Here is a 10,919-nt window from a genome sequence, read left to right as displayed (position 1 = left end):
TTTCTCTCCCCTTCTGGCAAGCGGGCTTGGAGCCATGCCTGGAGCAGGGGGACCAGTTCCTCCAGGGACAGGGGTAGGATGGAAGGGGGCGTCTGGTGTTCTTCCACAGCTCACCAAGCGCCCCCTTTTCCTTTGGCTTGTCAAGGGGGTATGCATTGAATATCCGAAAGGGGGGGGTTTCGGGATACAATCCTGCTTTTACTTACGCTTAAATAAATTGCCCAAACTACCTAAAAAACTCAACCGCTTCCACCAGGGCCCAAACCGCGCCTCGTAGGAGCGGGCCGCCTCCTCGGGGCCCAGGTCCACCCCCAGCTCCTGGGCCAGGAAGTAGCGGTGGTCCATCACCCAGAGGTAGAGGTCGGCCTCCGTGCGCCCGGGAAAGTCCTTCAGGAGGCCCAGGCGGCGGATGGCCTCCACCGTGGGCCGGTAGAGGGTGTGGTACCAGTCCACCACCGCCTCTTCCCAGGGGATTTCCCGCCCCTCTTCCAGGCCCTTGAAATAGCGCCGGGTGGCGATGTGGGCGAGGAGAAGGTCGTAGCGGCCCAGGGTGGTGAAGCGGATCTCCTCGGCCTCCGGCACCAGTTCCTTAAGCCGGGTCTTCTCCAGGAAGTGGGCGTACTCCGCCTTGAGGATCAGGTCCTTCAGGGTGTCCCCGGGCTCCACGGGCACGGGCACGTCCAGGGCAATGACATAGGCGTCTATGTACCGCTGCCCCGTGGCCTTGGCCAGGGCTACCCGGTGGTTGCCGTCCTTGACGAAGTAGGCCTCCCCCACCTGGTAGACCTCTATGGGGGGAAACTCTGCCCCGGCGAGCTGCAGGGCCCTGAGGCGCTTCCAGCGCTCCAGGGTATGGGGGGTTTTGGGCAGAAAGTGGCGGTCAAAGTCCTCGTAGCGGTCCACGGAGCCCACCACCTTGTCCACCTCAATGGTGCGGAGGCCCAGGTGGTGCTCCCCCTTAGGCCTCAGGGCCAGGGCCTGATGGAAGGGCAAAAGCTCAGCGGGCTCCCCCTTGAGGTGAAGGAGAAGCTCCCGGAGCCGGACCTTCCGCTCCAGCCGCTCAGCCTCGGATTCCGCCCGGAGGTGCTCCTGCATGGAAGCGCTACCACCCCCTCCTCCAGGGTAGCCCCTTTGGGTCAGAGGAGTGTGAGGGTCCCCACCCCTGGACAGGAGGAAGGCCCAAGGGGTTAGATAGGGCCATGAGCCTATCGGTGCGCGCCCGCGTACGGGAGGAATTGGAGCGCCTCAAGGGTGAGGGGCTTTACATCCGTCCCAAGGTCCTCGAGGCCCCCCAGGAACCCGTGACCCGGGTGGAAGGCCGGGAGGTGGTCAACCTGGCCTCCAACAACTACCTGGGCTTCGCCAACCACCCCTACCTGAAGGAGAAGGCCCGCCAGTACCTGGAAAAGTGGGGGGCAGGTAGCGGCGCCGTGCGCACCATCGCCGGCACCTTCACCTACCACCTGGAGCTGGAAGAGGCCCTGGCCCGCTTCAAGGGCACGGAAAGCGCCCTGGTCTTGCAGTCGGGCTTCACCGCCAACCAGGGGGTGCTGGGGGCCCTCCTGAAGGAGGGGGACCTGGTCTTCTCCGATGAGCTGAACCACGCCAGCATCATCGACGGCCTCCGGCTCACCAAGGCCACCCGGCTGGTCTACCGCCACGGGGACGTGGCCCACCTGGAGGAACTCCTGAAGGCCCACGACACCGAGGGGCTTAAGCTCATCGTCACCGACGGGGTCTTCTCCATGGACGGGGACATCGCCCCCCTGGACCGGATCGTCCCCCTGGCCAAGCGCTACGGGGCGGTGGTCTATGTGGACGATGCCCACGGCTCCGGCGTGCTGGGGGAGAAGGGCAAAGGCACGGTCCACCACTTCGGCTTCCACCAGGACCCCGATGTGATCCAGGTGGCCACCCTTTCCAAGGCCTGGGCGGTGGTGGGGGGGTATGCGGCGGGCGCCCTGGAGCTCAAGGACCTCCTCATCAACAAGGCCAGGCCCTTCCTCTTCTCCACCAGCCACCCCCCGGCGGTGGTGGGGGCGCTCCTGGGGGCCCTGGAGCTTATAGAAAAAGAACCCGAGCGGGTGGAGCGCCTCTGGGAGAACACCCGCTACTTCAAGGAGGAGCTGGCCCGCCTGGGCTACGACACCCTGGGGAGCCAGACGCCCATCACCCCGGTCCTCTTCGGGGAGGCCTCTTTGGCCTTCGAGGCCAGCCGAAGGCTTTTGGAGGAGGGGGTCTTTGCCGTGGGCATCGGCTTCCCCACCGTGCCCCGGGGCAAGGCCCGCATCCGCAACATCGTCACCGCCGCCCACACCCGGGAGATGCTGGACAAGGCCCTCGAGGCCTACGCCAAGGTGGGCCGGGCCCTGGGCGTCATCCGCTAGATGGCCCTACACGGGATAGGGGCTTCCCCCACGGCCCGCACCCTGGGCCAGGTCCCCACCCCCAAGGCCCTGGTGGACTTCATGGTGGGCCTGGCCGAGGCCCCCAAGGGAGGAAAGGTCCTGGAGCCCGCCTGCGCCCATGGACCTTTCCTCAGGGCCTTCCGGGAGGCCCACGGCACCGGCTACCGCTTCCTGGGGGTGGAGCTTGACCCCAAGGCCCTGGACCTTCCCCCCTGGGCCGAGGGGGTGGTGGGGGACTTCCTCCTCTGGGAACCGGGAGAGGCCTTCGACCTCATCCTGGGCAACCCCCCCTACGGGGCCCTGGGGGCCGGGGCCCGGCTGGGCCTGGAGGAGCGGAAAAGCTACCGGCGGCGCTTTGCCACCTGGTGGGGACGGTACAACCTCTACGGGGCCTTTCTGGAGCAGGGGGTGCGCCTCCTGAAACCCGGCGGCCTTCTGGTCTACGTGGTGCCCGCGGGCTGGATGGTGCTGGAGGAGTTCCGCAAACTCCGGGCCTTCCTGGCCCGGGAGGGGGGCCTCGAGGTCTTCTACCTGGGCCGAGCCTTCCCCGGCCTCAAGGTGCGGGCCACCGTGCTCCGCTTCCGCAAGGGATGCCGGGGGCTCCGGCTTTACGAGGCCGAGGGGGAAACCCCCCGTCTCCTCCTGGAAGACCCCCTCTGGCAGGGAGAGATGGTGCGCTTTCCCCACCCAGAGGCCCTGGCCCTGGAGGCCCAGGGGGTGCCCCTGGGCAGGCTATTCCACCTCCACTTCGCCGCCCGGAGCCCCGAGGTGAAGGCCCACCCCCTGACCCGCGGGGAGCCCGGGCCGGGCCTGGTGCCGGTCCTCACCGGGCGGAACCTCCTCCCCGGGCGGGTGGACTACGAAACCCCCTACTCCGGCCTCTACTTCCCCAAGGAGGCCGTGGGACTCCTCAAGCCCTTCTACGCCGTCCCCCACCTGGTGGTGGGGCACACCCGCCACTACCGGGTGGTGGCCGCCCTGGACGAGCAGGCCTACCCCTGGCGGGAGGAGTTCCACCTCCTGCCCCGGGAAGGGGTCCGGGTGCGGGCGGAGAACCTGGTGGCCTACCTCAACAGCCCTCTGGTCCAGGCCTACTACCGGGGGCTTTACCGGGAGGTGGTCCCCCACCTCACCCGGCCCATGCTGGAAAGGCTCCCGATACCTGGGGAACTCCTCTGAGGAAGCCCCCTAGCGCCCCGTGAAGTAGACGCGAAGCACCAACCCCAGGGCGAAGAGGAGGCCCAGGGCCACGAAAAACTCTGGGCGCTTGGGGGGTTCCCTCAGGCCCTGGTAGAACCAGCCCCCAGGCTGCAGCCCCCCCAGGTAGTGGAGGCCCGCGGCCAGGAGGAGGCCGTAGAGGAGGTGTAACCCCTCCTTGGGCCTCAGGCCCCCGAGGAAAAGGGCGAAGCCCAGGACCACCTGGAGGATGGCCACCCAGGCGGTGCCCCTGAGGAGGGTGTAGAACCGGGCTGGCAGGGGGCGGAAAAAGCCCCAAAGCCCTCCCAGGGCCAAGGCGGGCACCGCCACCAGGAGGAAGAGGCCGAGGAGGGCGTGGAGGAAAACCAGGGCCGCCATGGGGGCATCATAAGCCCCTCCAGGGCGGGGGTGGGAAGCCCTGTTTTCTGGGACCAGTCCGGTTATTAGGTGGGGAGCACGGGGCACTTCGCCCCTTCCTCATGGGAAAAACCCCCATGGCGGCCTGTGGTATACTGGGGGGGTGAGCTACGACGCATCCGCCATTAAGGTGCTCAAAGGGCTGGAAGGGGTGCGCCACCGCCCGGCCATGTACATCGGCGGCACGGGGGTGGAGGGATACCACCACCTCTTTAAAGAAATCCTGGACAACGCCGTGGACGAGGCCCTGGCGGGCCACGCCACCGAGATCCTCACCGTCCTCAACCCGGACGGCTCCCTCACCGTGGAGGACAACGGCCGGGGCATCCCCGTGGACCTGATGCCCGAGGAGGGCAAGCCCGCGGTGGAGGTCATCTACACCACCCTGCACTCGGGGGGCAAGTTTGAGAGCGGGGCCTACAAGGTCTCGGGCGGCCTCCACGGGGTGGGGGCCAGCGTGGTGAACGCCCTCTCGGAGTGGACGGTGGTGGAGGTCTTCCGGGAGGGCCTGCACCACCGCATCGCCTTCAGCCGGGGGGAGGTGACGGAGCCCCTCAGGGTGGTGGGGCCCGCCCCCAAGGGGAAGCGGGGCACCCGGGTCACCTTCAAGCCCGACCCCCAGATCTTCGGCAACCTGGCCTTTGACCCCAGCAAGCTCCGGGCCCGCCTCAAGGAGGTGAGCTTCCTGGTGGCCGGCCTCAAGCTGGTCTTCAAGGACCTGCAGCACGGGCGGGAGGAGGTCTTCCTGGACAAGGGCGGGGTGGCCTCCTTCGCTAAGACCCTGGCGGAGGGGGAGGAGCTCCTCTACGAAAGGCCCTTCCTCCTGCGGGGCCAGGAGGGGGAGGTGGAGGTGGAGGTGGGCCTCATCCACACCAAGGGCTACACCGCGGAGATCCTCACCTACGCCAACATGATCCCCACCCGGGACGGGGGCACCCACCTCACGGCCTTCAAGTCCGCTTACAGCCGGGCCCTGAACCAGTACGCCAAAAAGGCGGGCCTCAACAAGGAAAAGGGCCCCCAGCCCACGGGGGACGACCTCCTGGAAGGACTTTACGCCGTGGTCTCCGTGAAGCTACCCCAGCCCCAGTTTGAGGGGCAGACCAAGGGGAAGCTTCTGAACCCCGAGGCGGGAAGCGCGGTGAGCCAGGTGGTCTACGAGAAGCTCCTGGAAATCCTGGAGGAAAACCCGCGCATGGCCAAAACCGTTTACGAAAAGGCCCTGCGCGCGGCCCAGGCCCGGGAGGCGGCCCGCAAGGCCCGGGAGCTGGTGCGGCGGCAAAACCCCCTGGAGTCCGACGACCTGCCGGGGAAGCTGGCCGACTGCCAGACGGAAAACCCCGAGGAGGCGGAGCTTTTCATCGTGGAGGGGGACTCCGCCGGGGGGAGCGCCAAGCAGGGCCGGGACCGGCGCTTCCAGGCCATCCTCCCCCTGCGGGGCAAGATCCTCAACGTGGAGAAGGCCGGGCTCTCCAAGGCCCTGAAGAACGCCGAGGTGCGGGCCATGGTGGCGGCCATCGGGGCGGGGATTGGGGGCACGGGGGAGGAGGCCCACTTTGACCTGGAAGGCCTCCGCTACCACAAGATCATCATCATGACCGACGCGGACGTGGACGGGAGCCACATCCGCACCCTGCTCCTCACCTTCTTCTACCGCTACATGCGCCCCCTGATTGAGCGGGGCCATGTCTACATCGCCCAGCCCCCCCTCTACCGCCTGCAGGTGGGGAAGAAGGTGGAGTACCTCTACTCCGATGAGGAGCTTGCCGCCCGCCTGAAGGAGCTGGAGGGGAAGGCCTACGAGGTGCAGCGCTTCAAGGGCCTGGGGGAGATGAACCCCGAGCAACTCTGGGAGACCACCATGAACCCGGAGAAGCGGGTGCTGAAGAAGGTGGACCTGCAGGATGCCCTCGAGGCCAGCGAGCTCTTTGAGAAGCTCATGGGCCAGGAGGTGGCCCCCAGGCGGGAGTTCATCGAGGAGCACGCCCGCTACGCCGAGCTGGACATCTGAAGGCCATGGGAGGGTGGCTGGAGGAAGGGGTGGCCCTCCTCAAGCGGGAGGGCCGCCTCCTCCTGGCCGCCTACCCGGGGGCGGGCAAGAGCACCCTCTTCCCCCTGCGCCTCCTCGAGGCCCTGCCAGGACGCATCCTCCTCTTTGAGCCCCGGCGGGTGGCGGCCCGGGCGGTGGCCGCCCGGCTGGCGGAGAACCTGGGGGAGCCCCTGGGGAAGACCGTGGGCTACCGGGTGCGCCTGGAGGGTAAGGAGAGCGGGGAGACCCGGCTTCTGGTGATGACCGAGGGCCTCCTCCTCCGCCTCCTCCTGGAGGACCCCACCCTGGAAGGGGTTTCCGCCGTACTCCTGGACGAGGCCCACGAGCGGCACCTGGAGGGGGACCTGGCCCTGGCCCTCCTCCTCCGGGTGCAGGAAACCCTCCGCCCCGACCTGAAGATCGCCCTCCTCACCGCCACCCCCGACGAGGCCCTTAAGGCTACCCTGGGGGGAGCGGTCCTGGAGGTGCCGGGAGAAAGCCACCCGGTGGAGGTCCACCACCTGCCGAGGCCGCCGGAAGGCCCCCTGGAGGCCCTAGCCGCCCGCTACGCCCGCCGGGCCTTTTTGGAAGGGGACGGGGACGTGCTGGTGTTTCTGCCGGGAAAGGCGGAGATTGTCCGCACGCAAGGGCTCCTCCCCGACCTGCCCGCCCTGGCCCTCCACGGGGGCCTGCCCCTTTCGGAGCAGGCCGCCCTGTTGCGTCCTGGCCCCCGGAAGATCGTCCTGGCCACGGACGTGGCGGAGACCAGCCTCACCCTGCCGGGGGTGCGGGCGGTGGTGGATACGGGGCTGGCCAAAAAGCCCCGCTTTGACCCCCGGACCGGCCTCACCCGCCTGGCCCTGGTGCGCATCCCCGAGGACTCGGCCCGGCAGCGGGCCGGGCGGGCCGGCCGGCTGGGCCCGGGGCGGGTCTACCGCCTTTACCCTGAGGGAAACTTCCCCCCCAAACGGCCGGAGATCCTGGAGGCCGACCTCTCCCGGGCCCTGCTCCTGGCCCTGGCCTTTGGGGAACGGCTGGAGGACCTCCCCCTGCCCACAAAGCCCCCCAAGGGTGCCCTGGAGCACGCCTGGACCCTGCTTGGGCTTCTGGGGGCGGTGGAAGGGGAAAGGCTTACCCCTTTGGGGAAGAGGATGCTCCGCCTCCCCACCCACCCCCGGCTGGCCCGGATGGCCCTGGAGGCGGAAACCCTGGGCCTTCTGCCCCTGGCCGCCGACCTCATGGCCCTCCTGGAGGAGCGGGACCCCCTGGAGGGGGAGCCCGAGCTCATGGCCCGCCTCGAGGGCCTCCTCCAGGCGCGGGGGGAAGGCCGGGGGGCCTTCTGGCCGGTGGAAAAGGCCTCGGCCCTGTGGCGGGGCCGCTTCGGGGTGGGCCCCCTCACCAGCCTCCCCGCCCCCGAGGCCGTGGGACGGCTCCTCCTGGCCGCCTACCCCGACCGGGCCGCCCAGCGCACCGCCCCCGGCCGCTACCGCCTTTCGGCGGGGCCCGCCCTGCGCCTGGCCGGGGATGGTCCTCCCTTCCTGGTGGCCGTGGGGGCCGAGGTGGGAACCACGGGGGAGGGGCGGGTCCTCCTCTACGCCCCCCTGGCCCGGGAAGACCTCCTGGCCCTGGCCGGGGTGGCGGTCTGGACGGGATGGGAGGAGGGACGGCTCAAGGGCTACCTGGAGCGGCGCCTGGGGACCTTGGTGCTGGAAAGGGTTCCGGTAGACCCGGGTCCGCCCACGGCCGAACAGCTCAAGGAAGCCCTCAAGGAGGGGCTTCCCCTTACGGAGGAGGCCAGGCAGGTCCTCCACCGCCTGGCCTTCGCGCGGGCCCAGGGGGTGGAGATGCCCGAGCTCTCGGAGGCCCGTCTCCTGGAAGACCCCTCCTGGCTCCTCCCCTGGGCTGAAGGGGTGCGGCGGCAGGAGGACCTCAAGGCCCTCCCCTGGAAGGCCATCCTCCTCTCCCTCCTGGGGGAGGCAGGCCAGCGCCTGGAGACCCTGGTCCCCGAAAGCCTCCTCCTGCCCTCGGGCAGGCGAAAGCGGCTGGAGTACCGCCCCGAGGCCCCACCCCTCCTGGCCCTGCGCATCCAGGAGGCCTTCGGCCTAAAGGAGACCCCCAGGGTCCTGGGGGTGCCGGTGGCGGTGGCCCTCCTCTCCCCCGCCGGGCGCCCGGTGCAGGTCACGCAGGACCTGGAGGGCTTCTGGAAGCGGCACTACCCCGGGGTGCGCAAGGAGCTCATGCGCCGCTACCCCAAGCACCCCTGGCCCGAAAGGCCCTAGGGCAGGAAAAGCTCTGCCCTAAAGCCTAGTCCCCGGGCCCGCTCCACCCAGAGGGGGTTGTCGTCCAGGTACACCGCTCCTTCGGGGGAAAGCCCCAGGGCCTCCAGGGCCAGGCTCAGAGCCTGGAGCTTTTCGGGGTGGTGGAAGGCCTCAAGCCCCGCAGGAGGCGGCAGGTCGGAGACCAGGTGGTAAGGGGTGGGAAAGGGCCTCTGGCGGGGACGGAAGGCCTGAGGGTAAAGCCGGGAGGCCCCGGGGAAGAGGGCCTCCAGCACCCCAGGCCCCTCGGCCCGCAACCGGGGCAGAAGGTCGTAGAAGGCCTGGGAGAGGTAGAAGAGGGGCTCACCGCTGGCCTCAGCCAGAAGGCGCAACAGCCGGGGCTCCACCGGCTCGCAGTAGACCCCGGAGAGGTCCAGGAGGTAGACCATCTTCCCAAGCCTAGCGCAAAGGGAGTTATACTGGGTGCAAAGGGGGAAAGCATGCAGCTTTTCGGGGAAGCCTGGGCCCAAAAGTACTGCCAGAAGCTCAACGAGAGCGAAGCCTACAAGAAGGCGGCCGCCACCTGGGAGGGTTCCTTGGCCCTGGCGGTGCGGCCCGACCCCTCGGCGGGGTTCCCCAGGGGGGCAGCGGTGGTCCTGGACCTCTGGCACGGGGCCTGCCGGGGAGTTAAGGCGGTGGAGGGGGAAGCGGCGGTAAACTCGGCGGACTTTGTGATTGAGGCCGACCTGGCCACCTGGCAGGAGGTGCTGGAAGGGCGCCTCGAGCCCCTCACCGCCCTCATGCGGGGGCTTCTGGAGCTCAAGAAGGGCTCCATCGCCGCCTTGGCCCCTTATGCCCAAGCCGCCCAGGAACTGGTGCGCGTGGCCCGGGAGGTGGCATGAAGGCCGTGGTCTACGGGGGCCCCTTCCAGGTGGCGGTGGCCGAGGTGCCCGAGCCCAAGCTGGAGGCGGAGACCGACGCCATCGTGGAGGTGGAGCTCTCGGCCATCTGCGGCTCGGACCTGCACATCTACCACGGCAAGATCGCCGGGGTCCTGCCGGGCACGGTCCTGGGCCACGAGTTCGTGGGGCGCATCGTGGAGAAGGGACCCCTGGTGCCCTTGGCCCTGGGGGAGCGGGTGGTGGGAAGCTTCCAGGTGGCCTGCGGCGACTGCCCCGCCTGCCGCAAGGGGCAGTACTTCGCCTGCCTAAAGGGGGGGGTTTACGGCTTCGGCCTGGCCCTGGGGAACCTGCAGGGGGCCCAGGCGGAGCGGGTGCGGGTCCCCTTTGCCCGCACAAGCCTCTTTCCCATCGGGGACCTGCCGGCAGAGGAGGCCCTTCTGGCGGGGGACATCCTCACCACCGCCTACGGGGGGGTGCGGCCCTTCCTGGAGCCCGGCATGAGCGTGGCCGTGGTGGGCTCCGGGCCGGTGGGCCTCATGGCCCAGATGGTGGCCCACGCCCTGGGGGCCGGCCCGGTCTTTGCCATAGACCCGGAGGAAAGCCGCCTGGAAAAGGCTCAGGCCTTGGGAAGCCTGCCCGTCCACCCTAAGGCGGAAGACCCCGTGGCCCGGGTGCGCAAGGCCACGGAGGGCCTAGGGGCCTACCTGGTGGTGGAGGCGGTGGGCGGGGACGGGGAGGCCCTGAAGCTGGCCCTGCGCCTGGCGGGCCCCGGAGGGGTGGTCTCCAGCCTGGGGGTGCCCACCGCGGAGAAGCTGGAATACCCCTGGCTTCCCGCCTTCAGCCGGGGGATTACCCTGCGGAGCGCCCTGGCCAACATCCCCCGCTGGATAGAAGAGGTGCTGGCCCTGCAACGGGTGGGCCGACTCAAGGGGAGCTTCGTCTTCAGCCACCGCCTGCCCCTGGCCGAGGCAGCCGAGGGCTACCGCCTCTTCCACGAGCGCCAGGCCACCAAGGTGGCCCTGGTGCCCTAAAACAAAACCAGCCGCCCGCAGGCGGCTTTTCCCTCGGACTCTTTTAGTATACCACGGGTTGCCGGTATGCAAAGTGGTATGAGATAAAACCCCTCTCTGAGGGGGCTTCTCTCGGGTGGACCAAAGCAAACTAAAATGACTCCATTTTTCTTGCAAAAGGGGATTGTGGCCTTCTCCGCCTGCGTTCTTCCGGGACAGGGCTACCCTGAGGGGCAAAGGAGGTAGCCCATGGCCCGGTACCTGGTGGTGGCCCACCGCACGGCCAAAAGCCCGGCGCTGGCGGCGAAGCTTAAGGAGCTCCTGGCCGAGGACCCAGAGGCCTCCTTCACCCTGCTGGTCCCCGCCGTACCCCCGCCTGGGTGGGTGTACGAGGAAGAGGCCCTTCGGAAACAGGCCGAACGGGAGGCCAAGGCGGCGAAAGGGCTCCTGGAGACCCAGGGCATCCCCATAGCCGAGGCCAAGCCCGGGGACGTCTCCCCCCTGCTGGCCCTGGAGGAGGAGCTTGCTGCCCACCCCGGGGCCTACCGGGCCATCGTCCTCGCCACCCTCCCCCCGGGGCTTTCCCGCTGGCTCAGGCTGGATGTGCACACCCGGGCGGAGCGGTTTGGCCTCCCGGTGGTCCACGTGATCGCCCACCCCTAACCCTCCCAAAGGGCCTGCTCCCCTTCTTTCTCATCTTG

10 protein-coding genes are annotated in these 10,919 nt (G+C 69.0%); 7 read left to right on the top strand and 3 right to left on the bottom strand.

Annotation, left to right across the window (positions count from 1 at the left end):
• Positions 1 to 198: 198 nt before the first annotated feature.
• Positions 199 to 1,095, bottom strand: coding sequence for a DUF4032 domain-containing protein (locus B128_RS0103450; protein ID WP_018110884.1), 897 nt, complete (start codon positions 1,093 to 1,095; stop codon positions 199 to 201).
• 104 nt (positions 1,096 to 1,199) lie between these two features.
• Between B128_RS0103450 and B128_RS0103445 the strand changes: the two genes are divergently transcribed.
• Both B128_RS0103445 and B128_RS0103440 read left to right on the top strand, forming a co-directional pair.
• On the top strand, positions 1,200 to 2,387 hold the full coding sequence (locus B128_RS0103445; protein ID WP_018110883.1) for a glycine C-acetyltransferase: 1,188 nt from the start codon (positions 1,200 to 1,202) through the stop codon (positions 2,385 to 2,387).
• Positions 2,388 to 3,587, top strand: a complete 1,200-nt coding sequence (locus tag B128_RS0103440) for an N-6 DNA methylase family protein (protein ID WP_018110882.1) — start codon at positions 2,388 to 2,390, stop codon at positions 3,585 to 3,587.
• Positions 3,588 to 3,596: 9 nt separating this feature from the next.
• Here the strand turns inward: B128_RS0103440 and B128_RS0103435 are convergent, their stop codons facing one another.
• On the bottom strand, positions 3,597 to 3,983 hold the full coding sequence (locus B128_RS0103435; protein WP_018110881.1) for a hypothetical protein: 387 nt from the start codon (positions 3,981 to 3,983) through the stop codon (positions 3,597 to 3,599).
• A gap of 142 nt (positions 3,984 to 4,125) precedes the next feature.
• Here B128_RS0103435 and B128_RS0103430 point away from each other — a divergent pair, with 142 nt between their 5' ends.
• Together B128_RS0103430 and hrpB are read left to right on the top strand one after the other, a co-directional pair.
• Positions 4,126 to 6,033, top strand: a complete 1,908-nt coding sequence (locus B128_RS0103430) for a DNA topoisomerase subunit B (protein WP_018110880.1) — start codon at positions 4,126 to 4,128, stop codon at positions 6,031 to 6,033.
• A gap of 5 nt (positions 6,034 to 6,038) precedes the next feature.
• On the top strand, positions 6,039 to 8,330 hold the full coding sequence (gene hrpB, locus B128_RS0103425; protein ID WP_018110879.1) for an ATP-dependent helicase HrpB: 2,292 nt from the start codon (positions 6,039 to 6,041) through the stop codon (positions 8,328 to 8,330).
• On the opposite strand, the gene B128_RS0103420 is transcribed toward hrpB, so the two are convergent.
• Complete coding sequence (locus B128_RS0103420; RefSeq protein ID WP_018110878.1) at positions 8,327 to 8,755, bottom strand: HAD family hydrolase; 429 nt, start codon at positions 8,753 to 8,755, stop codon at positions 8,327 to 8,329. The genes hrpB and B128_RS0103420 overlap by 4 nt on opposite strands.
• Positions 8,756 to 8,806: 51 nt before the next feature.
• Here B128_RS0103420 and B128_RS0103415 point away from each other — a divergent pair, with 51 nt between their 5' ends.
• The 3 genes from B128_RS0103415 (at position 8,807) to B128_RS0103405 (ending at position 10,881) form a co-directional block, all read left to right on the top strand.
• Entirely contained in the window at positions 8,807 to 9,208 is a 402-nt protein-coding gene (locus B128_RS0103415; RefSeq protein WP_018110877.1) for an SCP2 sterol-binding domain-containing protein, read from the top strand.
• Positions 9,205 to 10,239 (top strand): alcohol dehydrogenase family protein, encoded by a 1,035-nt coding sequence (locus tag B128_RS0103410; protein ID WP_018110876.1) that lies wholly within the window; start codon positions 9,205 to 9,207, stop codon positions 10,237 to 10,239. Before B128_RS0103415 ends, B128_RS0103410 begins: the two co-directional genes overlap by 4 nt.
• A 228-nt stretch (positions 10,240 to 10,467) precedes the next feature.
• Positions 10,468 to 10,881 (top strand): hypothetical protein, encoded by a 414-nt coding sequence (locus tag B128_RS0103405; protein ID WP_018110875.1) that lies wholly within the window; start codon positions 10,468 to 10,470, stop codon positions 10,879 to 10,881.
• The last annotated feature ends 38 nt before the right edge of the window (positions 10,882 to 10,919 follow it).

Source organism: Thermus igniterrae ATCC 700962, from assembly GCF_000376265.1.
Lineage (GTDB): Bacteria > Deinococcota > Deinococci > Deinococcales > Thermaceae > Thermus > Thermus igniterrae.
This window is presented reverse-complemented; position numbering and strand designations above follow the sequence as displayed.

What these genes read in the sequence shown, in the direction of transcription:
- B128_RS0103410 (WP_018110876.1), top strand. Translation starts at nt 9,205, where the DNA reads ATGAAGGCCGTGGTCTACGGGGGCCCCTTCCAGGTGGCGGTGGCCGAG.
- B128_RS0103440 (WP_018110882.1), top strand. Translation starts at nt 2,388, where the DNA reads ATGGCCCTACACGGGATAGGGGCTTCCCCCACGGCCCGCACCCTGGGC.
- B128_RS0103445 (WP_018110883.1), top strand. Translation starts at nt 1,200, where the DNA reads ATGAGCCTATCGGTGCGCGCCCGCGTACGGGAGGAATTGGAGCGCCTC.
- B128_RS0103405 (WP_018110875.1), top strand. Translation starts at nt 10,468, where the DNA reads ATGGCCCGGTACCTGGTGGTGGCCCACCGCACGGCCAAAAGCCCGGCG.
- B128_RS0103420 (WP_018110878.1), bottom strand. Translation starts at nt 8,755, where the DNA reads ATGGTCTACCTCCTGGACCTCTCCGGGGTCTACTGCGAGCCGGTGGAG.
- B128_RS0103435 (WP_018110881.1), bottom strand. Translation starts at nt 3,983, where the DNA reads ATGGCGGCCCTGGTTTTCCTCCACGCCCTCCTCGGCCTCTTCCTCCTG.
- hrpB (WP_018110879.1), top strand. Translation starts at nt 6,039, where the DNA reads ATGGGAGGGTGGCTGGAGGAAGGGGTGGCCCTCCTCAAGCGGGAGGGC.
- B128_RS0103415 (WP_018110877.1), top strand. Translation starts at nt 8,807, where the DNA reads ATGCAGCTTTTCGGGGAAGCCTGGGCCCAAAAGTACTGCCAGAAGCTC.
- B128_RS0103450 (WP_018110884.1), bottom strand. Translation starts at nt 1,095, where the DNA reads ATGCAGGAGCACCTCCGGGCGGAATCCGAGGCTGAGCGGCTGGAGCGG.